At 51.5% G+C, this 25,887-nt stretch carries 26 protein-coding genes; 13 read left to right on the top strand and 13 right to left on the bottom strand.

The annotated features are described in order from the left end of the window. Nucleotides 1-40 precede the first annotated feature (40 nt). Both CHU32_RS04085 and ftrA read right to left on the bottom strand, forming a co-directional pair. Nucleotides 41-283 (bottom strand): biofilm development regulator YmgB/AriR family protein, encoded by a 243-nt coding sequence (locus CHU32_RS04085; RefSeq protein WP_103674521.1) that lies wholly within the window; start codon nt 281-283, stop codon nt 41-43. Nucleotides 284-475: 192 nt separating this feature from the next. Then, a complete protein-coding gene (ftrA, locus tag CHU32_RS04080; protein WP_103674520.1) occupies nt 476-1,489 on the bottom strand; it encodes a transcriptional regulator FtrA in 1,014 nt (337 codons plus the stop codon). Between the two features lie 68 nt (nt 1,490-1,557). On the opposite strand from ftrA, the gene CHU32_RS04075 reads away from it, so the two are divergent. From CHU32_RS04075 to urtE, 7 genes are all read left to right on the top strand, one after another. Beyond that, nucleotides 1,558-1,968 carry a rhodanese-like domain-containing protein gene (locus tag CHU32_RS04075; RefSeq protein WP_103674519.1) on the top strand — a complete coding sequence of 137 codons (411 nt, stop codon included), beginning with the start codon at nt 1,558-1,560 and terminating at the stop codon, nt 1,966-1,968. A 148-nt stretch (nt 1,969-2,116) separates the two neighbouring features. Continuing rightward, a complete protein-coding gene (locus tag CHU32_RS04070; RefSeq protein ID WP_103674518.1) occupies nt 2,117-3,220 on the top strand; it encodes a cobalamin-independent methionine synthase II family protein in 1,104 nt (367 codons plus the stop codon). A gap of 190 nt (nt 3,221-3,410) precedes the next feature. Then, the gene (gene urtA / locus CHU32_RS04065) at nt 3,411-4,682 is read left to right on the top strand and encodes an urea ABC transporter substrate-binding protein (RefSeq protein ID WP_103674517.1); all 1,272 of its coding nucleotides are present in this window, start codon (nt 3,411-3,413) and stop codon (nt 4,680-4,682) included. 45 nt (nt 4,683-4,727) lie between these two features. Continuing rightward, nucleotides 4,728-6,299: an urea ABC transporter permease subunit UrtB gene (urtB, locus tag CHU32_RS04060; RefSeq protein WP_103750784.1), complete on the top strand. Its 1,572-nt coding sequence runs from the start codon at nt 4,728-4,730 to the stop codon at nt 6,297-6,299. Continuing rightward, the gene (gene urtC / locus CHU32_RS04055) at nt 6,299-7,372 is read left to right on the top strand and encodes an urea ABC transporter permease subunit UrtC (RefSeq protein ID WP_103674515.1); all 1,074 of its coding nucleotides are present in this window, start codon (nt 6,299-6,301) and stop codon (nt 7,370-7,372) included. Before urtB ends, urtC begins: the two co-directional genes overlap by 1 nt. After that, the gene (gene urtD, locus CHU32_RS04050) at nt 7,372-8,169 is read left to right on the top strand and encodes an urea ABC transporter ATP-binding protein UrtD (RefSeq protein WP_103674514.1); all 798 of its coding nucleotides are present in this window, start codon (nt 7,372-7,374) and stop codon (nt 8,167-8,169) included. Before urtC ends, urtD begins: the two co-directional genes overlap by 1 nt. A gap of 9 nt (nt 8,170-8,178) precedes the next feature. After that, nucleotides 8,179-8,877 (top strand): urea ABC transporter ATP-binding subunit UrtE, encoded by a 699-nt coding sequence (gene urtE, locus CHU32_RS04045; RefSeq protein ID WP_103674513.1) that lies wholly within the window; start codon nt 8,179-8,181, stop codon nt 8,875-8,877. A gap of 142 nt (nt 8,878-9,019) precedes the next feature. On the opposite strand, the gene ydeE is transcribed toward urtE, so the two are convergent. Then, nucleotides 9,020-10,210 carry an efflux MFS transporter YdeE gene (ydeE, locus tag CHU32_RS04040; protein ID WP_103674512.1) on the bottom strand — a complete coding sequence of 397 codons (1,191 nt, stop codon included), beginning with the start codon at nt 10,208-10,210 and terminating at the stop codon, nt 9,020-9,022. A 183-nt stretch (nt 10,211-10,393) separates the two neighbouring features. Here ydeE and eamA point away from each other — a divergent pair, with 183 nt between their 5' ends. Next, nucleotides 10,394-11,293, top strand: a complete 900-nt coding sequence (eamA, locus tag CHU32_RS04035; protein WP_103674511.1) for an O-acetylserine/cysteine exporter — start codon at nt 10,394-10,396, stop codon at nt 11,291-11,293. A gap of 29 nt (nt 11,294-11,322) precedes the next feature. On the opposite strand, the gene marB is transcribed toward eamA, so the two are convergent. From marB to CHU32_RS04015, 4 genes are all read right to left on the bottom strand, one after another. Beyond that, complete coding sequence (gene marB / locus CHU32_RS04030; protein WP_103674510.1) at nt 11,323-11,541, bottom strand: multiple antibiotic resistance protein MarB; 219 nt, start codon at nt 11,539-11,541, stop codon at nt 11,323-11,325. 30 nt (nt 11,542-11,571) lie between these two features. Then, nucleotides 11,572-11,955, bottom strand: a complete 384-nt coding sequence (gene marA / locus CHU32_RS04025; RefSeq protein WP_103674509.1) for an MDR efflux pump AcrAB transcriptional activator MarA — start codon at nt 11,953-11,955, stop codon at nt 11,572-11,574. Between the two features lie 17 nt (nt 11,956-11,972). Next, on the bottom strand, nt 11,973-12,407 hold the full coding sequence (gene marR / locus CHU32_RS04020) for a multiple antibiotic resistance transcriptional regulator MarR (protein WP_103674756.1): 435 nt from the start codon (nt 12,405-12,407) through the stop codon (nt 11,973-11,975). A gap of 240 nt (nt 12,408-12,647) precedes the next feature. After that, entirely contained in the window at nt 12,648-13,841 is a 1,194-nt protein-coding gene (locus tag CHU32_RS04015) for a sugar transporter (RefSeq protein ID WP_103674508.1), read from the bottom strand. Between the two features lie 186 nt (nt 13,842-14,027). On the opposite strand from CHU32_RS04015, the gene CHU32_RS04010 reads away from it, so the two are divergent. Further along, on the top strand, nt 14,028-14,816 hold the full coding sequence (locus tag CHU32_RS04010) for a PhzF family phenazine biosynthesis protein (RefSeq protein WP_103674507.1): 789 nt from the start codon (nt 14,028-14,030) through the stop codon (nt 14,814-14,816). 33 nt (nt 14,817-14,849) lie between these two features. On the opposite strand, the gene CHU32_RS04005 is transcribed toward CHU32_RS04010, so the two are convergent. Genes CHU32_RS04005 through CHU32_RS03990 form a run of 4 tightly spaced genes read right to left on the bottom strand, consistent with a single transcriptional unit; the run spans nt 14,850 to nt 19,274 of the window. Next, nucleotides 14,850-16,169: an MFS transporter gene (locus CHU32_RS04005; protein WP_139156237.1), complete on the bottom strand. Its 1,320-nt coding sequence runs from the start codon at nt 16,167-16,169 to the stop codon at nt 14,850-14,852. 59 nt (nt 16,170-16,228) lie between these two features. Beyond that, on the bottom strand, nt 16,229-17,179 hold the full coding sequence (locus tag CHU32_RS04000; protein WP_103674506.1) for a phosphoglycerate dehydrogenase: 951 nt from the start codon (nt 17,177-17,179) through the stop codon (nt 16,229-16,231). 48 nt (nt 17,180-17,227) lie between these two features. Beyond that, the gene (locus CHU32_RS03995; RefSeq protein ID WP_103674505.1) at nt 17,228-18,112 is read right to left on the bottom strand and encodes a dihydrodipicolinate synthase family protein; all 885 of its coding nucleotides are present in this window, start codon (nt 18,110-18,112) and stop codon (nt 17,228-17,230) included. Between the two features lie 10 nt (nt 18,113-18,122). Continuing rightward, complete coding sequence (locus CHU32_RS03990; protein WP_103674504.1) at nt 18,123-19,274, bottom strand: iron-containing alcohol dehydrogenase; 1,152 nt, start codon at nt 19,272-19,274, stop codon at nt 18,123-18,125. Nucleotides 19,275-19,449: 175 nt separating this feature from the next. Here CHU32_RS03990 and dtnK point away from each other — a divergent pair, with 175 nt between their 5' ends. From dtnK to CHU32_RS03975, 3 genes are read left to right on the top strand one after another with little or no spacing between them, the layout of a single operon-like run. Further along, the gene (gene dtnK / locus CHU32_RS03985; RefSeq protein WP_103674503.1) at nt 19,450-20,697 is read left to right on the top strand and encodes a D-threonate kinase; all 1,248 of its coding nucleotides are present in this window, start codon (nt 19,450-19,452) and stop codon (nt 20,695-20,697) included. After that, nucleotides 20,690-21,676: a D-threonate 4-phosphate dehydrogenase gene (locus CHU32_RS03980; protein WP_103674502.1), complete on the top strand. Its 987-nt coding sequence runs from the start codon at nt 20,690-20,692 to the stop codon at nt 21,674-21,676. The genes dtnK and CHU32_RS03980 overlap by 8 nt, the downstream gene beginning before the upstream one ends. A 1-nt stretch (nt 21,677) precedes the next feature. Further along, on the top strand, nt 21,678-22,439 hold the full coding sequence (locus CHU32_RS03975; protein WP_103674501.1) for a DeoR/GlpR family DNA-binding transcription regulator: 762 nt from the start codon (nt 21,678-21,680) through the stop codon (nt 22,437-22,439). Between the two features lie 7 nt (nt 22,440-22,446). On the opposite strand, the gene CHU32_RS03970 is transcribed toward CHU32_RS03975, so the two are convergent. Further along, nucleotides 22,447-23,391 carry an L-lactate dehydrogenase gene (locus CHU32_RS03970; RefSeq protein WP_103674500.1) on the bottom strand — a complete coding sequence of 315 codons (945 nt, stop codon included), beginning with the start codon at nt 23,389-23,391 and terminating at the stop codon, nt 22,447-22,449. Between the two features lie 89 nt (nt 23,392-23,480). Next, nucleotides 23,481-24,356 (bottom strand): putrescine utilization regulator PtrR, encoded by an 876-nt coding sequence (gene ptrR / locus CHU32_RS03965; RefSeq protein WP_103674499.1) that lies wholly within the window; start codon nt 24,354-24,356, stop codon nt 23,481-23,483. Between the two features lie 106 nt (nt 24,357-24,462). Here ptrR and sad point away from each other — a divergent pair, with 106 nt between their 5' ends. Next, on the top strand, nt 24,463-25,845 hold the full coding sequence (gene sad / locus CHU32_RS03960; protein ID WP_103674498.1) for a succinate-semialdehyde dehydrogenase: 1,383 nt from the start codon (nt 24,463-24,465) through the stop codon (nt 25,843-25,845). Nucleotides 25,846-25,887 lie beyond the last annotated feature (42 nt).

Genomic DNA, 25,887 nt, shown 5'->3' with positions numbered 1-25,887 from the left:
AACGCCCGTTTTTTTTATCTGTCCTGTTTGCTGACGTAAGTTAAATATCGTCAGGCGTATTCAGTACAACCATTTCTAATGCACTGCGGTAGATATCCAGTTTTACGACATCTTTCTCGATTTCCAGCCGCATGATCAGCTCAAGAATGATGTCTTTATTATTAACGGCGGTTTTTCTGGACAAAAGATCCTGCGTAATCTCAGAAATGACGTTTTGCCCGGCATCATCATGGCCATAACCAAACGACAACGGGGAGCTCTGGTCGACTTCTTGTATTGACATGTTTTATGTTACACCGTGCATAGTTAACGATCGTGGGCAATACCCGCCATTGGCGGGGTCTTCAACTCAACGATTTTAAACTAGTCATAAACCCGAGAATGTACAAATTCAAATGCAAAAATATTTTCAAAAGTTCAAATAAATAACAATAGTTTAACTTTTTTAATCAATTTCCCCTCTCATTAGTGGCGTTTATATAAACGACATCTTTTTACCCTGGCTATTTTCTTTACGAAATTGCGTTGGAGATAGCGCAAAGTGCTGGCGAAAATGCTGACGTAATACGCTGGCATTGCAAAATCCACTGAATTCCGCAATGGCTTCAATGCTATGCTGACTGTGAATGAGATACTCCTGAGCGCGGCGCAGACGTTGATGCAGTAGCCAGCGAGCGGGCGTTGTTCCGGTGACCTGCGCAAAACGACGCACCAGCGTTCGCGGGCTCATTCCTGCTCGTGTGGCCAGAGAGGCAACACTGTGCACTTGCCCCAGATTTTGATGGAGATAGTCAAAGAGTTGACCCAGTGACTGACTTTCGCGCGCCTTTGCAACGGGACGATCGAGGTTTTGCGTTTGCGAACCGTCTCTGTGCGGCTGAATCACCAGCCTGTGAGCAACACTATTCGCTTTTTCCAGGCCGTAATCTTCACGTACAACATGCAAACAAAGATCGATACCTGCTGCGCTGCCTGCTGAGGTCATAATGCGCTGCTCATCAACATAGAGAACATCATTCAGCACTGTGATATCAGGAAAGCGCTGCTGGAGAATGTGCGTATAGCGCCAGTGCGTAGTGGCTTTCAACCCGCGGAGTAATCCTGCGGTTGCCAGCACAAATACCCCTGAGCAGATGGAGATTATCCGACAGCCCCGATCACGCGCCTGGCGTAGCGCATTGATGAGTGCATCAGGGACCGGTGAATCGATGCCGCGCCAGCCCGGAATGATAATCGTATCCGCCTGGCTGAGTAACTCCAGTCCGCCATCGGTCATAATGCGGATACCTCCTGTGGCACGCATTTCACCACTCTCAATCCCCGCCACGGCAAAGTGATACCACTGCGCGCCAAATTCCGGGCGCGGCAGGCCAAAAATCTCTACTGCCACGCCAAACTCAAAAGTGCAAAGTCCATCATAGGCAAGTGCAATTACCCGGTGAGGTGTGCTGGCAGCGATCATTGTCATTTTCACGGCGTTTTCTGACATTTTGATGGGCGGTTTTAAGGGGCGTTATTGGGTTAACTTAGTGTTAACACAAACATGGAGAACACGCTATGAGTTACGTAACTGATTATCCCGCCGCTTTCCCCGGGGAGGCCGTAATCCATTTCTCTCGCCGCCTGAGCGTGGAAACAGATTGTTCAGATGTCCATGAGGCTATCACTCACCATCAGCAGGATTTTGTTTTGCTGCACGTGGTGGGACGAGAGGCTGATTTTGCTAACAGACATGTGCCGGGAGCGATACATCTTCCGCATGCGCACATCACGGCTGAAAGGTTAGCGCAATGGCCGACGGATACCGTATTTATCGTTTACTGCGCAGGTCCCCATTGTAATGGTGCTGACAAAGCCGCACTCAAAATTGCCACCCTCGGGCGACCGGTAAAAATCATGCTGGGTGGGATCACCGGCTGGCAGGATGAAGGTTTTGCATTTGCCAGCACAACGTTAACGGCAACATGAATTATTTTCACGAGCCATGAAATTTTCTCCTTTGCGCCATCGCGTTGTTTATGTCATCTTTTGGACATATAGCCATCCAGAAGTCTATAAGTTTACAATCTGAATTATCACTGTGGGCAATGATATGGTCACAGGTAAAGGAGAAAATATGTCGCATCCTCATGGTCCGTACCGCGCGGATATCGTTGGCAGTTTTTTACGTCCGGACAGCATAAAGCTGGCACGTCAGCAGTGGGCAAAAGGCGACATCACCGCCAGCCAGCTTCGCGACGTGGAAAACGAGGCGATCCGGCACGTTGTGCAACAACAGTGCGAGTGTGGTCTGCATGTGGTCACTGATGGTGAGTTTCGCCGCGCCTGGTGGCATTTCGATTTCTTCGACGGATTACAGGGTGTGGAACGCTATGATTCAGAGAAGGGCATTCAGTTCAACGGCGTGCAAACTAAAGCGCACGGTGTCCGCGTGACCGGCAAACTGGCTTTTGGCGATCACCCGATGCTGGAAGATTTTCGTTATCTGAAAAGTATCAGCGGTAACGCTGAAGCGAAAATGACGATTCCGTCGCCAAGCGTGCTCCATTTTCGTGGCGGTCGTAAAGATATTGATGCCAGCGTTTACCCTGATCTTGCAGAGTACTTCGCCGATCTGGCAACCACCTGGCGCGATGCTATTCAGGCGTTCTACGCTGCAGGCTGCCGCTATCTTCAACTTGATGATACGGTGTGGGCGTATCTGTGCTCTGACGATCAGCGCCGACAGGTACGTGAACGGGGTGAAGATCCTGATGAGCTGGCGAAAATTTATGCTCACGTGCTAAATGCCGCGCTGGAGGGTAAACCGGAAGATATGACAATCAGTCTGCATGTTTGTCGGGGTAATTTCCGCTCCACCTGGATTTCAGAAGGCGGTTATGAACCTGTAGCCGAAATCCTCTTCGGCAGCGTCAATGTAGATGCATTCTTCCTTGAGTATGATAACGATCGCTCAGGTGATTTTGCCCCTCTGCGCTTTATTCGCCCTGGTCATCAGCAGGTGGTGCTGGGCCTTATCACCACAAAAAACGGTGAGCTGGAAAATCCGGAGGGTATCAAGGCCCGACTTCAGGAAGCGGCAAAATATGTTGATTTAAAACAGATTTGCCTGAGTCCGCAGTGCGGCTTTGCCTCCACGGAAGAGGGGAACTCGCTGACTGAACAGCAGCAATGGGACAAGGTTCGTCTGGTCACCGATATCGCCGCTCAGGTCTGGTAACTACACCGCACAGCATTGCACTGTAATAATGCAATGCTGTGCCACAATAATGCTTTACGCCGCTTTTTCCCTGTCCTTGTTAATACTTCCCTGCCGATTTGCACCTGATAACAGACCTGGCATCCTTTTTGCCTGATCGCTACTGAATGCTTTCTTCGACCTCAGTCATTTGAATATTCAGGAGTGAATTATGCACCGTCGTACCCTGTTAAAAGCTTTTGCGCTCTCTGCCACCGTTGTCAGTATGGGAATGAGTTTCAGCGTTTATGCCGCCGACACGATTAAAGTCGGCATTATGCATTCACTCTCCGGCACGATGGCCATTTCTGAAACCCCGCTCAAAGATGTGGCGCTGATGACCATTGATGAGATCAACGCCAGGGGCGGCGTGCTGGGCAAAAAGCTTGAACCGGTGGTCGTTGACCCGGCCTCTAACTGGCCGCTCTTTGCTGAAAAAGCCCGCCAGTTGCTGACCCAGGATAAGGTTGCCGTGGTGTTTGGTTGCTGGACGTCGGTGTCACGCAAATCGGTCTTACCGGTATTTGAAGAACTCAATGGTCTGCTGTTCTACCCGGTGCAGTATGAAGGCGAGGAGATGTCTCCTAACGTATTTTATACCGGCGCGGCCCCTAACCAGCAGGCTATTCCGGCGGTGGAGTATTTGATGAGCGAAGACGGCGGCAGCGCCAAACGCTTCTTCCTGCTTGGTACTGACTATGTTTATCCGCGCACCACCAACAAAATTCTGCGCGCGTTCCTGCATTCAAAAGGCGTACAGGATAAAGACATAGAAGAGGTGTACACCCCGTTTGGTCACAGCGATTACCAGACCATTGTGGCGAATATTAAAAAATTCTCCGCCGGGGGTAAAACGGCGGTGGTCTCGACCATCAACGGTGACTCCAACGTACCGTTTTATAAAGAGCTGGCGAATCAGGGGCTGAAAGCGACCGATGTACCGGTCGTGGCGTTCTCCGTTGGGGAGGAAGAACTGCGCGGGATCGACACCAAACCGCTGGTCGGCAACCTGGCTGCCTGGAATTATTTTGAATCGGTTGATAACCCGGTTAACCAGAAATTTGTTGCCGATTACAAAGCATGGGCTAAAGCGCACAAGCTGCCCAACGCGGATACGGTGGTGACCAACGATCCAATGGAAGCCACTTATGTCGGCCTGCATATGTGGGCGCAGGCGGTAGAAAAAGCCGGGACCACCGATGTGGATAAAGTTCGTGATGCGATGGCCGGGCAGTCTTATGCCGCGCCGTCGGGCTTTACCCTGACGATGGATAAAACCAATCATCATCTGCACAAACCGGTCATGATTGGCGAAATCGAAAATAACGGTCAGTTTAACGTCGTGTGGCAGACCGACGAACCAGTCCGCGCTCAGCCATGGAGCCCGTTCATTCCAGGAAACGATAAAAAATCCGACAGCCCGGTTAAAACGGGTGGGCAATAACGAGTAGCCCTCCTGCGGGAGGGCGCGTTTCGGGAGAAACCGGTAATGAATGTTGTACGTATCCTTTGTTGTTTAATGCTGGCCTGGTGGTTCACGTGGAGTGCGCACGCTGCCGATGCCGATGAATTTGTCGCTGCCCGCCGATCCGGGCAGGCAGCATTACTGCAAAAATGGGCCGCTGCGCCCCCGGCGCAGCGTATACCCTTTCTGCGTGCGCTGACGCAGGAAAACCTGAATATGGAGGGCCAGCGACATGCCTTTATGCTGGAGAAAGGGCGTCCGTTAGCCCTGGGCGATAGCGCGGCGGTTGAGGGCAGTTTGAAAAAGGTTCGCCTGACGAACCGGCTACGTACGCTGGCGGCCACGGCGCTCGCCACGCACCTGTTAATAAGTGACAACGTCACCGAAAGGCGGGCAGCGGCATTAACCCTGCGCCGCGACGTGCAACCGGCGCTGTTACCTTTATTACATCAGCGTCTCAGCCAGGAGAGCGATGAAGACGTTAAACAGCAGTTGAGTATGGCACTTGCCAGTCTGCTCCTCACCAGCTCCGACGCCGCTGAACGTCGTCGTGCTGCGCAAGAACTGGGCAAGTCCAGCGATCCTGACACGCAGGCGTTGCTGGCTCCTCTGACCGACAGCCAGCATGAACCCGATGCCAGCGTGCGCGATGCAGCCCAGGCCAGCCTGAAGCTTGTCAAGCAGCGGCTGGTCCTTGGCGATGTGCTGGGCCAGGCGTTTATGGGACTGTCGCTGGGGTCTATTTTATTGCTTGCCGCGCTGGGCCTGGCAATTACCTATGGTCTGCTTGGCGTCATTAATATGGCGCATGGCGAGATGCTGATGCTGGGGGCGTACAGCACCTGGCTTGTACAGCAGGCGATGTCTCAACTGGCCCCTCAATGGCTGGCCTTTTATCCCCTGATTGCTCTGCCGGTTGCCTTTAGTGTGACGGCAGGAATGGGAATGCTGCTTGAGCGTACGATTATCCGCCATCTTTACGGACGGCCGCTGGAAACACTGCTGGCGACCTGGGGGATCAGTCTGATGCTTATCCAGTTGGTGCGCATGCTGTTTGGCGCGCAGAACGTTGAGGTCGCAAATCCCGGCTGGCTATCGGGAGGTATTCAGGTACTGCCGAACCTGATCTTACCGTGGAACCGGGTAGTGGTCCTGGGATTTGTCCTGCTGGTGCTGTTTTTTACCTGGCTTATTCTTAATAAAACGCGGCTGGGTATGAACGTGCGGGCGGTAACGCAGAATCGCGCGATGGCCGCCTGCTGCGGTGTACCGACCGGACGCGTTGATATGCTGGCATTTGGTCTTGGTTCGGGGATCGCCGGACTGGGTGGCGTCGCACTCTCTCAGCTTGGCAATGTGGGGCCGGAGCTGGGCCAGGGCTATATTATTGACTCTTTTCTGGTGGTGGTCCTCGGTGGCGTTGGTCAACTGGCCGGTAGCGTTGCGGCGGCCTTTGGCCTCGGGATCTTCAATAAAATTCTTGAACCTCAGATGGGGGCCGTGCTCGGTAAAATCCTCATTCTGGCCATCATTATTTTGTTTATTCAGAAACGGCCACAAGGGCTGTTCGCCCTGAAAGGGAGGGTCACGGACTAATGAGCCAGCCATTAACGCTTACTCTGGCGCAGCGCGCGCCATTTACCATACGTATTTTTGGCGGACTATTCATTGTCGGGCTGCTGATTTTACCTTTTCTGGCCTTATTACCCGCCAGTCATCCACTGGCGCTGTCAACCTGGATGCTGACGCTGACTGGCAAAATACTTTGTTACGCGGTGGTCGCTGTGGCACTGGATCTGGTGTGGGGCTATGCCGGGATGCTTTCTCTCGGGCATGGGATCTTCTTCGCCCTCGGCGGCTATGCGATGGGGATGTATTTAATGCGTCAGGCTGCCGGCGATGGTCTGCCCGCGTTTATGTCTTTTCTGGCGTGGGATGAACTGCCATGGTTCTGGTGGGGAACGGAGCATTTTGCCTGGGCGATGATACTGGTGGTGCTGGTGCCGGGACTGCTGGCGCTGGTGTTCGGCTATTTCGCTTTCCGCTCGAAAATCAAAGGAGTCTACTTTTCGATCATGACCCAGGCACTGACCTTTGCCGGTATGCTGCTGTTTTTCCGCAATGAAACTGGCTTCGGCGGTAATAACGGTTTTACCGGCTTCACTACGCTGCTCGGGTTTTCCGTTACGGCAACATCGACGCGGGTAGCGCTTTTTCTGGGGACGGTCATTTTACTTCTGGCGTCACTGGCGCTGGGCTATGCGCTGGCAAAAAGCAAGTTTGGTCGGGTGCTCACTGCCGTGCGTGATGCAGAAAATCGGCTGATGTTTTGTGGTTACGATCCGCGCGGTTTCAAACTGCTGGTGTGGACGCTTTCTGCCGTGCTCTGTGGGCTGGCTGGTGCATTATATGTTCCACAGGTCGGGATCATTAATCCAGGCGAAATGTCCCCCACAAACTCCATCGAGGCCGCAATTTGGGTGGCCCTTGGCGGTCGGGGAACACTCATCGGCCCGGTACTGGGGGCGGGATTAGTTAATGGCGCAAAAAGCTTTTTTACCGTTGCGATGCCGGAATACTGGCAGCTGTTTCTGGGGCTGATATTTATTCTGGTAACCCTGTTTTTACCGCGTGGCGTCATTGGTCTGCTGCGTAAAGGAGAGAAATGATGCAACCTGACGAAGGGCTTTTTACCCGCCAGATGCCGGGCGATCGGTTTCGCCAGCAGACCGATCCGGTACTACAACTTAAAAATATCAATGTCAATTTCGATGGTTTTCAGGCGCTTACTGACTTGACGCTGGATATTGGCGTTGGTGAATTACGCTGCGTCATCGGCCCCAATGGCGCAGGTAAAACCACGCTGATGGATGTGATCACCGGCAAGACCCGCCCTCAAAGCGGGTCGGCGCTTTACGATCAGTCCCTGGAGTTAACGGGGCTTGAGCCCATTGAAATTGCACGAAAAGGCATTGGTCGTAAATTTCAGAAGCCAACGGTGTTTGAAGCGCTGACTGTCGCTGAAAACCTTGAACTGGCGTTAAAAACAGATAAATCGGTACTGGCTACTTTGCGGGCAAGATTAAACGGTGAGCAACAGGATCGTATTGAGGAGATTTTATGCCTGTTACGCCTCAATGCTGAGCGACACCGCCGTGCCGGTCTCTTGTCGCATGGGCAAAAGCAGTTTCTGGAGATAGGCATGCTGCTCGTCCAGGAGCCACATCTGCTATTACTCGACGAGCCTGCCGCCGGTATGACCGATGCAGAAACCGCCTATACCGCTGAACTTTTTCGCCAACTGGCGGGGCGTCATTCATTGATGGTGGTTGAACACGATATGGGATTTGTCGAAACCATCGCCGACAAAGTGACCGTCCTGCATCAGGGACAGGTTCTGGCGGAGGGATCGCTGCGCGAGGTGCAGCAAAACGAACAGGTTATTGATGTCTATCTCGGACGCTAAGGAGCGATGATGTTACAGGTTACCGATCTGCATCAGTATTACGGTGGAAGTCATATTCTGCGTGGCATCAGCTTTAACGCCCGGGCGGGAGAAATCACCTGTCTTCTGGGGCGCAATGGCGTAGGGAAGACCACACTATTGAAATGTCTGATGGGGCTTATTCCGGCACGAAGCGGCACGATAATGTGGCAGGATCGGCCCGTCACAAACCGTAAACCCCACCAGCGCGTGCAGGCAGGGATTGCTTATGTGCCACAGGGGCGTGAAATTTTTCCGCGCCTGACAGTAGAGGAAAACCTGCTGATGGGGCTTTCCCGTTTTCCGGCACGTCATGCGCGCGCCGTCCCGGAAGATATTTATCAACTTTTTCCAGTCTTAAAGGAGATGAAACATCGTCGTGGTGGTGATCTCTCCGGAGGGCAGCAGCAGCAGCTGGCAATTGGCCGCGCGCTTGCCAGCCGCCCACAATTACTGATCCTCGACGAGCCGACGGAAGGTATTCAGCCTTCGGTGATTAAAGAGATTGGGATGGTGATCCGCCAGCTTGCCAGTCGTGGAGATATGGCGATTTTGCTGGTGGAACAATTTTATGATTTTGCGGCAGAACTTGCGGATAGCTATCTGCTGATGTCCCGTGGTGCCATTGTGCAACAGGGGCGTGGGGTTAATATGGAGACGGAAGGCGTCCGGGGAATGGTGGCGATTTAAAAGGGGGCGCTGATGTCCAGGCCGACACCGGCACGCGGGGATGACGTCCCCGCGCGTCAGCGTTTTCCTCAGTTCGTTAGCGAGAGTAATAAAGCGCAATACCTGGCTCGTCAGCGGTTTTATTTTCCCGCATACAAAGTCGTTAACGACTTTGCGCAACATGATGGCAGGTTCTGCTACTCATCCCGCGAATAATCATCATCCACGCCATAACGATCGCCACCATCAGAATAACAAATAACGACCAGTGCGGCAGATGGGTTAATATTAATCCTGTCGCCAGTGGATTGGCAGCTGCACCCAGCCAACCCAACGCCTGTGCGGAAAAATAACTCGCTTTCATCCCCGGTGGCGCAATATTATCAATGAGCATGTATTCACCCGGAGCATATATTATTTCGCCAATCGTAAATACAGCGGCAGAGATCCCCCAGATAATCAGATTAACGCCGGAAAGCATAAAGCCTATCAACCCGGCCACGAAAAAAAAGGTCCCTGCCGTCATTAACGGACGTAAATTAGTCGCGGTTAAACGACGGCCAATGAAATACTGCAGGCTAACCACCAGTGCCGCATTGACCGGCAGGACGACGGCAACAACATGCTCAGCAACATCGCTGTCGGCGACAGCCAGAACATACTGGGAAATACATGACGCGAAAGAGCCGCCGACAAATGAAGCCAGAAAACCTGATAAAGTAAACCAGAACAGCGCTTTATCCCGTAGCAGAATGGATGGCGACCAGACCACCGGCTCGCCACCCACATTACTGGCTGCGACTCGCTGTACATAGCGTTGGATAAAAACCAGGGGAAATGCGGCGCAAAACGCCGCCAGCCAGAAGGGCAAATTCAGGCTGTACATCACCAGTAACGTGCCAAGCGGAGGGCCAATCGTCCAGCCGATATTAAGAAAACTGTAATTCAGCGAAAATATTCGGGCTTTTTCTGTCGGCGTGAGAACATCAGCAAACCAGGCTTTTAGCACAGTGGCAAATACGGAGTACGCGCAGTTAATCATCGCAAAAAAGATGACTACCAGCATTACATTATTCACCGAGGGAATAGCAACAAAACCGATGATAAACACCAATATTGAAATCAGCATATAGCGTTTTTTATCGAATTTATCCGCCATAATACCGAAACCCAGACTAAAAATGACGCCAATCGTCAGCGCGACCGTCATAGCATAACCAATCATCTCAACGCTCATGGCATAACGGCGCGTCAAATAAATAGTCATAAAAGGAAGCGTCGCACCGCGACCAATAGTTAAAAGTAATGACGATGCCAGCAGCGCAGTAATGGAGCGCCTGGTTGAAGTAATCATTTTCCTGCCCGAGTATTGCTCTGTCTCATTATTTGGTCTTATCAGGAATATCATGCAATAAGCACAATGTATAGCGAGACCAACAGTGAAAGCGGCCTACCAGAAATAATGATCTGTTAATGCGTCTTTTTTTCCGCTAACGTGGGATGGTTCACAAAATTCTAACAACTGCAGGGGCAGGGTATGACGCGTAAAGATGGGCTGCTGGCGTTGCTGGTCGTCGTAGTGTGGGGGCTTAACTTTGTCGTCATTAAGGTCGGACTGCATAATATGCCTCCGCTATTGTTGGCGGGGTTACGTTTTTTACTGGTCGCTTTCCCTGCTTTACTGTTTGTGGCCCGGCCCAAAGTGCCGTTTCGTTTATTGCTTGGATACGGGATGGCGATAAGCTTTGGTCAATTTGCCTTTCTCTTCACGGCGATAAAGTTTGGTATGCCTGCTGGACTGGCGTCTTTGGTACTGCAGGCTCAGGCGTTTTTCACTATCATTCTTGGCGTCTTTGCTTTCGGTGAGCGATTACAGGGCAAACAACTGGCCGGAATTACGCTGGCGGTTTTTGGCGTACTGTTACTCATCGAGTCAAGTTTAAATGGACAACATGTTGCGTTGACCGGTTTTATGCTGACCCTGGCCGCCGCCCTGAGTTGGGCATGTGGCAATATTTTCAATAAAAAAATTATGCAGCTGGAAACTCGGCCACCAGTGATGTCTTTGGTGGTCTGGAGCGCGCTCATTCCCGTGGTGCCATTTCTATTAACATCGCTGTTTTTCGATGGCCCGGCGGTTATCCTTCAAAGCCTGGTGACTATTGATATCACCACGATCCTGTCGCTTATTTATCTGGCGTTTATTGCCACCATTGTTGGCTATGGGATTTGGGGCTCTCTGCTGGGACGCTACGAAACCTGGCGCGTTGCGCCGCTTTCATTACTTGTGCCAGTGGTAGGGCTGGCCAGCGCGGCGCTGTTACTCGGAGAGACGCTCAACCTTTTACAACTGACGGGCGCGGTGCTGATCATGGCGGGGTTATATATCAATGTCTTTGGGCTGCGGTTGCGGCGAGTAAAAGCGGTCAGGGGATAAAAAAGCCCCGCAGAGGCGGGGCAAAAGAATCACAGGCTGTGCTCATTGTAATAGGGCACACCCAGTGCGTCGGATTTGTCACTTCCAGTGCCCATATGATTAAAATCAAACGGAGACTGATCGTGCGTTGAAGGCATGATCAACGTCGCACGGGCGCTGCCTTCAACTGCCTGACGTGATTGCTCCGCAAAGCTCTGACCGGATGTCAGCAACGCTAATGCAAGGGTAGCGGAGACGAGCAGTTTCATGATTTCCTCGATACGTCTTAATACAGGCGATTAATAATTACAGTGGTTTAACGGTTGCAGATAGCGTGCTTCGCCGGGCATATCCATAATTCGGTACTTGTGCGGCGGCACGTCAAAATAGTTCTTGAATGTGCGTGTCAGGGTTTGCTGCGATTCAAATCCATAACGCTCGGCCAGATACAGAATCGGCTCATTACTCTGCTTGAGCTTCTGAGCGATTTCCGTCAATTTGCGGGTGCGAATATACTGACCCAGCGAATGACCGGTCTCTTTTTTAAACATTCTTTGCAGGTGCCATTTTGAGTAGCCGGAGCGCTCTGACACTTTTTCCAGTGACAGCGGCGACTCCAGATTGTCTTCGATCCAGTCCAAAATGCTATGAATTGTAATGGCGTCAGTATTACGTCTGGACATCGTCTTACCTCTTATGTTTATGGCAGCACTTTCTTGAGCAGGTATTCAAGAGTAGCCACTTCGTCTGCCGATAAGTTTTTTGTTAGTTCCTGATGCAAATCTTGCCCGACAAGCTGGTGACACTGTTCACAAATCCTTGTGCCTTCCGGCGTAAGTCTTATCAGCACGCCACGTTTGTCATTCGGATTAGGTAAGCGTTCGACCCAGCCTTTACAAACCAATCTGTCGAGCATACGAGTCAGAGCGCCTAAATCGACCGAGAGCACCTTTTTTAACTCGACCGGTGTGACGCAGACTTCACAGCGGATAGAGCAGAGCACCTTAAATTGGGTGGCAGTAATGTCCTTCGGCGAAAGGTAATCGTTTAGCAAGCGATCTTTTTTTTGGTTAACCATATGGATCAAACGTCCAAGCGGAATGATTTCGTTAAACAGATCCCCTGAACTTTTCACAATGGTTGCCCTGGCAAGTATATTAGTTGCGGAGGATATTATTGCCCAGGCAAGCATAAGTCAACTGAATGAATCCGGCTATGCCACGATTTGCTAAAAAGCGGGTTAGAAGCCTGTCACGATTGGGGTTACAACGTAAATGAGAGGGGGCATAACTGACATGCGCTGGTTGAAATGTGCTTTGAATTATTTGTTGCAGTGATGGTTTGGGGTTAATGATTTAACCCCAAACGTCCACATTTATGAATGTGGCTGTTCTTCAAGTGAGACCGGCCAGCGACGGAAAATAAGTACCGCCCAAAGGAGAGCTGCGAGCGCGGGTACGGCACCCACATAGCCGATAGCAGCCATGGAGAGATGCGTGCTCACCTGACTGCCTACCAGCGCACCAGCGCCGATACCAATATTAAAAATGCCGGAAAACAATGACATCGCAACGTCGGTAGCATCCGGTGCCAGCGCCAGTACTTTCACCTGCATTCCAAGACCAATGATCATAATGGCTACTCCCCAGAAGACGCTGAGTAATGCCAGGTGATTTTCATTACGCGCCGCGGGAACCAGCAGTAACAGGCAAACAAACAGCAAGCCAATTGCGCCTGAAATCAGTGTCGAGGCGTGCAGGTTGCCCAGACGGCCAAACAAGAGACTCCCAAGAATGCCAGAGCCGCCAAGGATGAGCAGTAACACGGTGGCAAAGTTACCGCTCAGACCGGCAACATTTTGGACAAAGGGCTCAATATAGCTGTAGGCCGTATAATGCGCCGTCACGACGACAACGGTTAACAAGTAAATGCTCATTAGCGCCGGACGGCGAAATAATACCGGCAGGCTTTTGAGAGAGCCCGAGTGTTCACTGGGTAATTTCGGTAACAGTTTAATCAGGCACAGCAGGGTAATAAGCGCGCCAGTACCGATGGCAAAAAAGGTAGTACGCCAGCCAAAATACTGACCCACAATACGGCCGATGGGAATGCCCAGTACCATTGCCAGCGCGGTACCGGTAGCAATTAAGCTTAATGCCTGGGCACGCTTACCAGCTGGCGCAAGGCGTATGGCCAGCGAGGCGGTAATTGACCAGAACACCGCATGGGCAAATGCAATGCCTATCCGGCTGATAATCAGGGTGGTGAAGTTCCAGGCCAAAAACGACAATACGTGGCTGGCAATAAACACAATGAATAAGCCGATCAGCAACTTTCGCCGCTCCATCTGACTGGTCAGTAGCATAAATGGCAGTGACATCAGGGCGACAACCCAGGCATAGATCGTCAGCATAATACCGACTTGCGCCGTCTCCATACCGAAGCTTTCAGCAATATCAGACAGCAGACCCACCGGCACGAATTCAGTGGTATTAAAAATAAACGCTGCAATGGCAAGCGTAACCACACGAAGCCACGCCACCTTGCGTGAAACAGTATTCGTTGTCATAGAGATAATCTGGGTTGGTTAGGTATAAGAAGAGAGGGTGATCTTAAAGCTTTCACTGGCGAAAACACAACCATTTTGTGACGCAGATCTCAATTTTATGTGTTGAAAATTAAAGATGGGTATACATTCCATTTACATATCGCTTCATGTCAGCGTGATGTATCGATCATGATAAGAGGAAGGGTGATGACGTTAATTGATTACTATATGGTTGATGCCTTTAGCGACCATACTTTTGGTGGCAACGCAGCAGCCGTTTGCCCTCTGACGGAGTGGTTGCCGGATGAAGTAATGCTCAAAATGGCGCAGCAACACAACCAGTCGGAAACGGCGTTTTTTGTGCCTCAGCAGAACGGTTTCGCGCTGCGCTGGTTTACCACCCGCAACGAAGTGAATCTTTGTGGACACGCCACGCTTGCCACGGCACATGTCATTTTTAATCATCTCAATTATGCCGGTGCGCAGATCGTTTTTGACACGGCATCCGGTCCCCTGATGGTAAGACGTGATGATGACTGGCTGACGCTGAATTTTCCACGTGACCGAACCGTTGCGCAAACCCCTCCCGCGTCCTTACTCAGGGCATTGGGTATTGATGCATATCGGGCCGCCCACAAAGGGCGGGCCTGGTTGATTGAACTGGCCGACCGTGAACAGGTTGAGGCTATCGCGCCGGATATTGCCGCAATGATCCCGGGCGAGCATAAAGTAACCATCACTGCGCCAGGAGGAGAAGAATACGATTTTGTCAGCCGCTTTTTCTCTCCCGGTGAGGCGGTGTGGGAAGATCCTGTTACCGGCTCAGCGCATACCATGTTAATTCCCTATTGGGCGCAGAAGCTGGACAAAACACGTCTTTTTGCTCGTCAGGTTTCGGCCCGGGGTGGCGATATTCGCTGTGAACTGCAAGGTGAGCGGGTACTGATGAGCGGCCAGGCAAAAACTTATATCGTCGGTAAACTCATGTTGGAATAACAACCATGCCCGGCGAATGCCGGGCGAAAGCCATTAATGTTGTTGTACGGTAGCCAGGTCTGCTGTTTTGGGATCGTCGATAACGATAGGTTCAACTTTACCCAGTAAAAAGAGATAATTCAGAATACCGATGACGACCAGTACCGCTGAAAATACTAATGCCCAGGTAAACGACCCTGTTGCGGCCACTATCGCGCCAGTGATAATTGGACCTACTGCGCCGCCCATATTTGAGACGGTATTTTGTAATCCCGCTACGATAGATACGCTATTTTTAGGTGCAACATCGCCCGGTAATGCCCAGACCTGCGAAGCGGCAACGGTGGTACCTGATTTTGCTACGCAAAGCAAAAACACGGTCATAAACACCGAATCGGTAAAGGGAGCGAAGCCAATACACAGTGCCATCAGTAATCCGAGGGTCAAAAATAGCTTTCTTGTCGCGGTGAGTGAGAGAATTCGTTTGTGCACGATCCGATCTGACGCCCAGCCAGCCAGGACCTCAATAACCATTCCGCATAATAACGGCAAGGCGGCAACCATCCCCATTTTGATAAAGTCCATGCCTTTGTCTTTAACAAGGTAAGTTGGCAGCCAGGTAATAAAAAAGTACGACGTATAATTTATAGTAAAGAAACCGATGCACATGGCCCAAATATTACGATAGCGCAATAATTTGTACCAGCGCATTGGTAGTACTGATTTATCGCCATGTTTTTGCCGCTGTCCCTGGCGGATATGGTTAATCTCTGCCTGACTGATTTTTTTATGGTCTTCAGGGTTTTCTGCATAAATAAAATACCATGCAATAACCCATATAATGCCAACGCTACCAATAATCAAAAACGTGAGACGCCAGTCAAACTGATAAATCATCCAGACGATTAAAGGCATGGCGATTGCGCCACCAAATTTCGATGCGCTATCAAAAAGGCCTGACACGGTAGCGCGCTCTCTGTCCGGGAACCAGCGTGCTGCGATCCCGGCGTTGCTTGGATAGGCAGCGGCTTCGCCGACGCCCAGCGCGAGGCGCAACGCCAGCAGTGATTTAAAGCCGGTTGCCAGCCCCATCATCGATGTGGCAATAGACCACCAGGCGACCGCCAGGCCAAGCCCTTTTTTCTGACCAAAGCGGTCGGCAAACCACCCGGCCGGGATTTGCAATAATGAATATGACCAGAAGAAAGCCGCCATAATAAACCCCATCATCTCGGGGTCGAGAGATAATTCATCAATAAGATGCGGGGCCGCGGCTGACAATACCGTGCGATCAATATAATTTATGGCAATAGCAAGCCACATCAATCCTGCTATCCACCAGCGAATGCGGGTTTTATCAGTTATATTATTCATATATCTGGCTCATGAGTAGATGTTGGTTGTAGGGAAGGTAAATAATACTTCCACTGGCTTTATAGTTTGTTCACAATATTATCCGGCCGCTGGTGGTGAATAACACAGCTAATAATATTTTTAACGCAGTGTTCGCTAATGCCGCTTATCGCACCGTCGGTATAACCCGCAATGTGTGCAGTGGGTAAAAAATTGGCTAATGAAAAGAGTGGATGCTGTTTACAGGGTTCCTCATCAAATACATCACATGCTGCACCTGCGATAACATTGTCTTTAAGAGCCTGATAAAGGGCTTCTTCATTAACCACGCCGCCACGAGAAACATTGATTAAAAAAGCATTTTTCTTCATTGTATGCAGGCGCGCCGCATCAAAGAGATCTTTTGTCTGGGGCGTTAAAGGGGTATGCAGGGTAATAAAGTCACTGGATTGGGAAAGGGTATCCAGGGAGACATATTCAATATTATTTTCCTGAGCAAACGCCGTATCCTGCCAGGCGTCACATGCCAGAATACGCATGTTAAAACCCCGTGCGCGTAATGCGACTTGTTTGCCAATATTACCTAATCCAACGATGCCAATTGTTTTACCATATACATCGGTGGCAAAAATTCGTGGCCACTGACCCGCGCGGGTTTCTTCTACCGCCTGGGTGAGTTTTCTGGCGCAACCGAGAATAAGGGAAAAGGCAAAATCGGCAACAGCATGCTTATTGGCGTTTGGAACATTTGTCACATAAATTCCACGTTGTTGCGTTGCGTTAAGATCGATATTGTCGACGCCAACGCCATGCTTACAGACAATTTTAAGCTGTGGGGCACGTTCAAGCAGCACGTCATTTACCTCAGTGAAGGCAACAATCATTGCAACGGCATCAGCCAGATGGGGCACAAGCATTTCCATTGTGGCATCCGCGGGCAGAGAGACCAGTTCCAGATCGGCATCCTGTAAGGCAGTGAGTGGACGAGCATCATATTTAGCAAACGATGGTGAAGTACAAATAACTTTCATAATTCGATCCCTTTAAGGTAGCGGCAGGCGTGCCGCTACCAGATTTAATTACTGCAGCCAGGTATGAATAATGTGTTTGATCTGCGCAAGTTGAGCGTCGCTGAAATGGACGGCATAACGGCTGTTTCCGACATCATGTCCCATTAGTTGCAACGCTTTTTTTACCACCGCCGGGGAAAATGCCACCTTATACAGTTCAGTACGTAACCCTGTTACGCTCTCCTGCGCCTGGTGCGATCCGGCAATATCCCCGGCATTAAAGCGTGACCAAATGGCGTTAATCTCTTTCGGTGCAACGTTCGCCAGCCCGGAGATGCAGGCGGAACAGCCGTCCACAAAGCCCTGGTGAATTAATGAGTCAGGCCCATTCAATACGTCAAAATCCTCACTCTCTTTTACCGCCTCCAGAAAATGACTCAGGCTTTCATAGCTGCCGGCACTGTCTTTGATACCAATAATATTGGGATGGCTGGCGAGGGTACGTACCGTCTGCGGTTCAATCGTATTTCCGGTGCGCGCCGGGATGTTATACATAAATACAGGCACGCTAAGGGCATCCGCCACTGCTGTGTAATGCGCAATCAGTTCATCCTGCTTTAGCGGTACGAACCACGGCGTGATCACCGAAACGGCATCAACACCAAGGGCGGCAATTTGCTTGCCCAGGCGAATGGTTTCACGGGTAGAGATTTCTCCGATGTGCGCAACAACGCTGGCGCGACCTGCCACTTCATCCATACAGGTTTCAGCGACGGCAACTTTTTCCCGCTCATTCAGAACAAAAAATTCACCGTTGGTACCGCCACAGAAAATGCCGTTTCCGGCATCAAGTTGTCTTTTAACCTGCTGGCGTAGCGCCGGCGGATTCAGTGCGCCATCGTCATCAAAAGGCGTCACGATAGCAGTCAGTACGCCTGTAATTTTTCTACTCATTATTCACTCCTTAAATGTTATTAGCGGGATACAGACTTTGATAAATTGCCTGTACTTGCGCATGGGTAACTGAACACGGGGCGTTATTCATCAGTCGTTTCACATTAAGAGCGGCATCGCTCAGCGCCGGAATGTCTTCATGCGGAACGCCCAGCGCTTCGAGGTTATCAGGCAGTCCAAGTCGCTTAACAAGCGCAGCCAGATGGTCTACCAGCGCATATGATTTTTCTTCTGTGGATAACCGGCGATCTGAACCGGGAAGTACATCCCAGACCTCGGCAAATTTATCCACGGCGTAGGGACGTACCACTTTCATGCAGGGGGCAAGCAAAATGGCATTCGCCACGCCATGCGGCAGGTGATATTTGCCCCCGAGAGGATAGGAAAGGGCATGGACCAGATGTGTGCCCGCATGGGTAATAGACACTCCGCCATAATACGATGCCCACAGCATTTCCAGTTTCGCCATCAGGTTGTCGGGTTCATTGACAGAGGTTTCCAGATGGCGCAGAAGTTTAGTCAGGCCGGTAAGCGCCGCATTATCACTGACCGGATTTGCCACGGTGGCGGTAAAGCACTCCAGCAAGTGACACAAGGCATCAACGCCGGTTGAAGAGGCGATATGCGAGGGCATGCTGGTGGTCAACTGCGGAATGAGCGCCACATAATCCGGCAGCAGAACCGGGGAAATGATCCCTACCTTAGTGTCCTGTTCTGGTATAGCGAGAATGGCATTTGGCGTGGCTTCTGAGCCGGTCCCGGCAGTGGTTGGGATTAAAAGCGAACAAAGGCGATGCCGCGGCTTCTCTCCAGCCAGCAATGCGTCGAGAGAGTGTTCATCCTGATGGCAAAGTACAGAAAGGAGTTTCGCAACATCCAGAACGCTGCCGCCACCGACGCCCACCACCATGTCAAATTGCTGGTTTTCCAGTACGGCCAGCAATGCCTTTACATCGTGCTGGCTTGGCTCGGCAGGGACGTTATCAATGATCTGCACCTTGCGCTGCATTTCATGCAGGATCGCATTGATATGTTGTGCAGCGTCAAGTTTCGCGATGTTGCTGTCAGTGACCAGTAAAATCCGCTGTTTTCCTTCCAGTATTGGCCTGAGTGCATCAAAGGCACCCGCACCACTGATAAGCGTGCTGTTAATCGTAAGCAAAATGGTCTCCCGTTTTCCATGAATGATTGAATGCAATCATCATGATTTTTCCAGAACAAGTGTGTGTGGAAGATTCTAGCGTCACAAACAAATCAAATAAATTGATCTTGCTCACATTTAATCAATTGTGATTGAATATAATCATAATCCACAATGATGAGACAGAGAAAAAATAATGCGTTTCTTCACACACAACATCCTGGTGCTGGCCGATGACTTTACCGGGGCTAATGATGCAGGCGTCAGCCTGGCAGAGGTGGGGGCGACGGTGGAGGTTGTCTTTGACCACCCCCAGGGAGTGGAAGCGCAGGCACTCATTGTTAATAGTGACAGCCGTGCTCTGGCACCTGACGACGCCGCCAGCCGTATTGCTTCGCTGTTACACCACGCGCTGCGCGCATTCCATGCTGACTGGACTATCAAAAAAATAGACTCTACTTTGCGCGGCAATATTGGTACTGAGATTGATGCCATGATGCGGGCAACAGGTTCAACGCTGGCGATACTGGCTCCGGCATACCCTTCGGCTGGTCGTATTACCCGGGAGGGGCGCTGCTTTGTAAACGGTGTCGCACTGGAATTGACGGAATTTGCTACCGATCCCAAAACGCCGGTTACGTCTTCAGATCTCATCACGTTGGTCGGCTTACAAAGCAAAATTCCCTGCACGCAACTGAAGTCAACCGAACTGGCCGGCTGGCTTGCCCGAAATATGTCGCAGACCACGCCCCGTCAGCTACTGGTGGTGGACGCCGAAACCGACCTCGATTTGGACAATATTATCCATTCAGTAAATGAAACGGCGACGCGGCCTTTGCTCATTGGGTCAGGAGGGTTATGCGATGCGCTGGTCCGGCATTTGCGTCAACCTTCGCAACAAAAGGTGCTGGCTGTAGTGGGATCGATGAGTGAAATTGCGCAAAAGCAAATCCTTCGGGCTGAAGGTCATCCTCGGGTGACCCGGCTGGTGATCCCACTGTCCGACGCCATTGAGGGCAATAGCGAACGCTGGACGCAGCGGGCCATCGCTGCGCTGAGAAACAATCGCCATTGCATTATTCAAACCCAGGTAGAAGCAGCCTCCCGGGAAAAGATCGCCGTGCTGTGCGCTGAACTCAATATGACCCGCGCCGACATAGGAGAGCGAATTTGTACCTTTCTGGGCGCACTTGCCCGGGAGGTGATGAACGAAGAACACCCCGACGGCCTTTATCTTTCCGGCGGAGATATTGCTATTGCCGTCGCCCGAGCGCTGGGGGCGACAGGTTTTCGTATCCAGGGACGCCTGGCAGGGTATGTGCCGTGGGGGCAATTTACCGGCTGCCAGCTGTCCTGCCGGGTAATGACAAAGGCGGGAGGTTTTGGCGATGAAACCACGCTCTTAGACGTTTTGCATTTTATTGAGGAGAAACTGAGTGACTAACATTATTGCGGTAACAATGGGTGACCCGGCAGGTATTGGACCAGAAATTATCATCAAATCATTAACGGAAGGGGAGCTTTCCGGGGCACCTGTGGTGGTTATTGGCTGCGCACAGCTTTTGCGGCGTATTCTGGCCATGAAGATCACGGGTTGCGCTGAACTTAATGTCATCAATGAGGTTTCTCAGGCCCGCTTTGCTGCCGGGGTGATTAACGTGCTGGATGAACCGCTGAGCGATCCCGAAGGACTGCAGCCAGGCCGGGTGCAGGTTCAGGCAGGTGATTTGGCTTATCGATGTGTCAAACGCGCCACTGCACTGGCGCTGGCAGGTGAAGTGAGTGCGATTGCCACCGCACCTCTGAACAAAGAAGCGTTACATCTTGCCGGGCATCACTATCCCGGACATACGGAACTGCTGGCTCAGCTCACCCACAGCAAAGATTATGCGATGGTGCTCTATACCGACAAACTTAAAGTTATCCATATCACCACGCATATTTCACTGCGTAAATTTCTGGATACACTCAGTCAGGAGCGGGTTGAAACGGTTATCGCTGTGGCCGACACTTTCTTGCGGCGAGTAGGCTTTGCGCAGCCGCGTATTGCAGTCGCTGGTGTTAACCCGCATGCCGGTGAGAACGGACTGTTTGGCGATGAAGAGATCCGTATTCTGATGCCAGCTATTGAAAACATGAAATCCCGCGGGCTGAAGGTGACCGGGCCTTGTCCACCAGATACGGTGTTCATGCAATGTCATGAAGGAATGTACGACATGGTGGTGGCGATGTATCACGACCAGGGGCATATTCCTTTAAAACTCTTAGGATTTTACGACGGGGTTAATATCACGGCCGGGCTGCCATTTATCCGTACTTCGGCAGACCACGGGACGGCATTCGATATTGCCTGGACAGGAAAAGCCAAGTCTGAGAGCATGGCGATCTCTATTCAGTTAGCCATGGAAATCGCCAGGGAATAATATGAAAGGATATAATCGGTTAGAGCAAATTATGGACTACCTGAAAGGCCATAATCTGGTCACGGTCGATCAGCTGGTGGTGGCGACTGCCGCTTCGCCGGCTACCATTCGTCGCGATCTGATTAAGCTCGATCAGGAAGGGGTTATCAGCCGTACTCACGGTGGCGTAACGCTCAACCGATTTATTCCCGCACAGCCAACCACCCTTGAAAAATCCCAGCGTAATCTGGCTGAGAAATACGCCATCGCCAGCGCGGCGGCGGCGTTTATCCGTGCGGGAGATTCAGTGGTACTTGATGCCGGAACAACCATGATCGAACTGGCCCGGCAGATCACCCATTTACCGTTACGGGTGATCACAAGCGACCTGCATATCGCACTTTTTCTCTCTGAATTTAAACAGATTGAAGTGACCATTATTGGCGGGCGCATTGATGATACCAGCCAGTCCTGTATTGGCGATCATGGCCGCAAGCTTTTGCAAAACATCTGGCCGGATGTGGCTTTTGTCAGTTGCAACGGGTGGGATCTGGAAAAAGGCGTGACGTCACCAACTGAAGAGAAGGCCGCGCTTAAACGCGACCTTATTGCTAACGCCCGACGTAAAGTGCTGCTGGCAGACAGTTCAAAATATGGGGCGTGGTCTTTATTTAATATCGCGCATCTGGATTCTTTAACCGATATTGTTACCGATCACCATCTGGATGACGTCGCTCGTGATTTGTTAGCCGGGATATCCCCCCGGCTGACGATTGCGCAATAACCGCAATCTACGGCAGGCGGGCAATATTTGCCTGAATGACACTGGCTGAATGGCGAAATTTTGCCAGCTCATCATCAGCAAGATGCAGTTCAATGATCTGCTGAACACCACTTTGTGCCAGCACTGCCGGCACGCCGATGGCGACATCACGCACACCGTATTCACCCTGCAGAATGCAGGATATTGCCAGCGCCCGGTGACTCCCGGTAAAAATATTGCGGCAAATTTCGGCGATGGTGCCGGCGATGCCGTATTCGGTACAGCCTTTGCCTGCATATATTTCGAAGCCAAGTTTACGTACTTTTTCCGCCAGTTGCTCGCGGTCGAGTGTTTTGCCAGTGTGCCGCTGATACACACTGCCAATTGGAGAACCGTACACAGACGAATGCGACCAGACCGGGAACTGAGTATCCCCGTGTTCACCCAAAATAAATGCATCAATACTTTGCGCGCCGATATCCAGTTGCTGGGCCAGCGTGCGGCGTAACCGCGTGGTATCAAGCCAGACGCCGGTGCCAATCACCTGATTAGCTGGCAGACCCGAGAGCTTCCATACCTGCCAGGTGATGATATCGCAGGGATTCGTGGCGATAAGAAAGATGCCGTTAAAGCCACCAGCCATCATTTGCGGCACAATACTTTTAACGATCTTTGCCGTGTTGGTTAGCTCATCAAGACGCGTCTGCCCCGGCTTCAGCGCACCGCCAGAGACCGTAATGACGGCAATGTCAACGTCGGCACAGTCGCTGGCGTCACGCGTGGAAATGGTCATCATGCCTGGCATATAGGCCGCGGCGTCGCTGAGGTCCTGCACATGGCCTTCTACCAGCGCTTTATTCAGATCGACTAAAATCAGCTCTTCACAAATATTTTGATTTAACAGGGCATAGGCGGCAGAAGCGCCGACGTTACCCGAGCCGATAATCATCACTTTACGTGCTTTGGTGTTCATGGTTAATCCGTTAATCGTGAGAACAAAAAGTAAACCTACTGCTGAAAACAGCGGTAACGCAATAACATGGCGTTATCTATATGATAATCCTATGGCAGTGTCCCGGGTAAAGACATTTTAACCATCTCAATGAACGCTTCCAGCGATCGGGTCATTCCTTCACGCCGCCACACCAGCCATGTGGTCAGCCAGCGCCAGTTATCTGCCAGAGGCCATGCGGCGACCTGGTGACAAGCCGGCATAGTTTCCAGCATTGAACGAGGGATGAGGGCCAGTCCTGCGCCGGCAATAACACAGGCCAGCATGCCGTGATAGGACTCCATTTCATGGATTGTTCCCGGAGTCGCACGGTCAGCGTGAAACCAGTTTTCAAAATGGCGGCGATAAGAGCAGTTAGCGCGAAAGGCATAAACCGTAACGCCGTTAACGTCTCTGGCCCGTGAGATGGGGGCGTGTCCTGGTGGCGCAACAATCATCATTTCTTCCTGGTAAACCGGCATGCCTTCAAGAACCGGATGCACCAGCGGACCATCAACGAAAGCCGCATTTAGCGAGCCAGCCAGCACAGCATCGAGCATAGTTCCTGATGGTCCTGTAGCGAGGTCAAACTGAATTTTAGGGTAGCGCTGCGTGTATTGTGCCAGGAGAGAGGGAATGCGTACGGCGGCGGTGCTTTCCAGCGAACCGAGTGAAAACAGGCCCTGTGGCTCATCACCGGCGACCACCTCGCGCGCCTCTTCTACCAGCGCGAGAATTTGCTGGCTGTAGCGTAAAAAATTGTGGCCAGCAGGTGACAGGCGCAGACGTTGATTTTCACGAATAAACAGGTCAACACCCAGATCGGCTTCCAGCTGACGAATACGCGTGGTCAAATTGGACGGTACGCGATGCACCTGCTGTGCGGCCTGGGTAATGCTGCCGCAAAGGGCAACAGCATTGAACATTTCAAGCTGGGTTAAATCCATGGTGTTCTCATTTCGTGAATAATTTTGTGATTATTATTCATTATTAGTGAAAGAATGAGTGTAGCAGAATAGCGTTTTGTGACGAAGAGCATAAGCGAGAAAAGCGATGACCTTACCCGAAAATGAAGCGGTTTCGATCAACCCGGCAACTGGACAAATGATTTCCTCTCTGCCATGGGCCCCGGCACAAGAGGTAGGAGATGCTATTGCCAGGTCCGCAAAAGGCTACCTGCAGTGGCGTCATTGCAGCGTTTATGATCGCGCGGCAAAACTGCGGGCGTTGGGTAACGTGTTGCGTAAGCACTGCGAAAAGATGGCGCAAATGATCTGCTGTGAAATGGGTAAACCAATCCTGCAGGCACGCGCGGAGGTGGCGAAATCTGCCGACCTGTGTGACTGGTATGCCGAACATGGACCAGCCATGCTGGCAGCGGAAGCCACCCAGGTGACCAGCCAGGCAGTCATTGAATATCGACCGCTTGGGCCCGTTCTGGCCATCATGCCGTGGAATTTTCCGCTCTGGCAGGTAATGCGCGGAGCGGTGCCGATCCTGCTGGCAGGAAACAGTTATCTGCTCAAGCATGCCCCTAATGTGCTGGGATGCGCGGCGCTCATTATGGAGATGTTTAATGAGGCCGACTTCCCCCCAGGCGTTTTTGGCTGGGTCAATGCCACCAATGAGGGCGTAAGCCAGGCGATTAACGATCCGCGTATTGCGGCTGTTACCGTTACCGGTAGCGTGCGGGCCGGAAGTGCGATTGGCGCACAGGCAGGGGCTGCGCTGAAAAAATGTGTGCTGGAACTTGGCGGCTCCGATCCTTTCATTGTTCTTAATGATGCCGATCTGGATCTGGCCGTTCGCGCTGCTGTTGCCGGGCGCTATCAGAATACCGGTCAAGTGTGTGCAGCAGCGAAGCGTTTTATCGTAGAATCAGGCGTTGCGCAGCAATTTACCGATCGATTTGTTGCCGCCGTGAGGCAACTGAAAATGGGCGACCCAATGGTGGAACATAACGATCTGGGACCCATGGCGCGAGCCGATTTGCGCGATGAGCTACATCAACAAGTGTTAAAGACGCTTCAGCAGGGCGCGATAGTATTGCTCGGAGGTGAAAAAGTGGCAGGTAAGGGGAACTACTATCCGGCAACTGTTCTGGGAAACGTCACGCCCTCAATGACCGCATTTCGCGAAGAACTGTTTGGTCCCGTCGCCGCCATTACCGTCGCTCAGGATGCGGCGCAGGCCCTGGCGCTGGCGAATGATAGCGAGTTTGGTCTCTCTGCTACGGTAATAACCGCCAGTGAAGAGAACGCGCATTATTTTGCTGAACATCTTGAATGTGGTGGCGTGTTTATTAATGGCTTCAGTGCCAGCGATGCGCGCGTGGCCTTCGGCGGCGTGAAAAAAAGTGGCGTTGGTCGGGAGCTCTCCCGTTTTGGCCTGCACGAATTCTGTAATATCCAGACGGTATGGAAAGATCGCCGCTAAACGTTTTGTCATAAAGTTGTCATGGCATTGTCATTTTCATCT

Origin of the sequence: Superficieibacter electus (assembly GCF_002915575.1) — a bacterium.
Classification (GTDB): Bacteria; Pseudomonadota; Gammaproteobacteria; order Enterobacterales; family Enterobacteriaceae; genus Superficieibacter; species Superficieibacter electus.
This window is presented reverse-complemented; position numbering and strand designations above follow the sequence as displayed.

What these genes read in the sequence shown, in the direction of transcription:
- CHU32_RS04085 (WP_103674521.1), bottom strand. Translation starts at nt 283, where the DNA reads ATGTCAATACAAGAAGTCGACCAGAGCTCCCCGTTGTCGTTTGGTTAT.
- ftrA (WP_103674520.1), bottom strand. Translation starts at nt 1,489, where the DNA reads ATGTCAGAAAACGCCGTGAAAATGACAATGATCGCTGCCAGCACACCT.
- CHU32_RS04075 (WP_103674519.1), top strand. Translation starts at nt 1,558, where the DNA reads ATGAGTTACGTAACTGATTATCCCGCCGCTTTCCCCGGGGAGGCCGTA.
- CHU32_RS04070 (WP_103674518.1), top strand. Translation starts at nt 2,117, where the DNA reads ATGTCGCATCCTCATGGTCCGTACCGCGCGGATATCGTTGGCAGTTTT.
- urtA (WP_103674517.1), top strand. Translation starts at nt 3,411, where the DNA reads ATGCACCGTCGTACCCTGTTAAAAGCTTTTGCGCTCTCTGCCACCGTT.
- urtB (WP_103750784.1), top strand. Translation starts at nt 4,728, where the DNA reads ATGAATGTTGTACGTATCCTTTGTTGTTTAATGCTGGCCTGGTGGTTC.
- urtC (WP_103674515.1), top strand. Translation starts at nt 6,299, where the DNA reads ATGAGCCAGCCATTAACGCTTACTCTGGCGCAGCGCGCGCCATTTACC.
- urtD (WP_103674514.1), top strand. Translation starts at nt 7,372, where the DNA reads ATGCAACCTGACGAAGGGCTTTTTACCCGCCAGATGCCGGGCGATCGG.
- urtE (WP_103674513.1), top strand. Translation starts at nt 8,179, where the DNA reads ATGTTACAGGTTACCGATCTGCATCAGTATTACGGTGGAAGTCATATT.
- ydeE (WP_103674512.1), bottom strand. Translation starts at nt 10,210, where the DNA reads ATGATTACTTCAACCAGGCGCTCCATTACTGCGCTGCTGGCATCGTCA.
- eamA (WP_103674511.1), top strand. Translation starts at nt 10,394, where the DNA reads ATGACGCGTAAAGATGGGCTGCTGGCGTTGCTGGTCGTCGTAGTGTGG.
- marB (WP_103674510.1), bottom strand. Translation starts at nt 11,541, where the DNA reads ATGAAACTGCTCGTCTCCGCTACCCTTGCATTAGCGTTGCTGACATCC.
- marA (WP_103674509.1), bottom strand. Translation starts at nt 11,955, where the DNA reads ATGTCCAGACGTAATACTGACGCCATTACAATTCATAGCATTTTGGAC.
- CHU32_RS04015 (WP_103674508.1), bottom strand. Translation starts at nt 13,841, where the DNA reads ATGACAACGAATACTGTTTCACGCAAGGTGGCGTGGCTTCGTGTGGTT.
- CHU32_RS04010 (WP_103674507.1), top strand. Translation starts at nt 14,028, where the DNA reads ATGACGTTAATTGATTACTATATGGTTGATGCCTTTAGCGACCATACT.
- CHU32_RS04005 (WP_139156237.1), bottom strand. Translation starts at nt 16,169, where the DNA reads ATGAATAATATAACTGATAAAACCCGCATTCGCTGGTGGATAGCAGGA.
- CHU32_RS04000 (WP_103674506.1), bottom strand. Translation starts at nt 17,179, where the DNA reads ATGAAAGTTATTTGTACTTCACCATCGTTTGCTAAATATGATGCTCGT.
- CHU32_RS03995 (WP_103674505.1), bottom strand. Translation starts at nt 18,112, where the DNA reads ATGAGTAGAAAAATTACAGGCGTACTGACTGCTATCGTGACGCCTTTT.
- dtnK (WP_103674503.1), top strand. Translation starts at nt 19,450, where the DNA reads ATGCGTTTCTTCACACACAACATCCTGGTGCTGGCCGATGACTTTACC.
- CHU32_RS03975 (WP_103674501.1), top strand. Translation starts at nt 21,678, where the DNA reads ATGAAAGGATATAATCGGTTAGAGCAAATTATGGACTACCTGAAAGGC.
- CHU32_RS03970 (WP_103674500.1), bottom strand. Translation starts at nt 23,391, where the DNA reads ATGAACACCAAAGCACGTAAAGTGATGATTATCGGCTCGGGTAACGTC.
- ptrR (WP_103674499.1), bottom strand. Translation starts at nt 24,356, where the DNA reads ATGGATTTAACCCAGCTTGAAATGTTCAATGCTGTTGCCCTTTGCGGC.
- sad (WP_103674498.1), top strand. Translation starts at nt 24,463, where the DNA reads ATGACCTTACCCGAAAATGAAGCGGTTTCGATCAACCCGGCAACTGGA.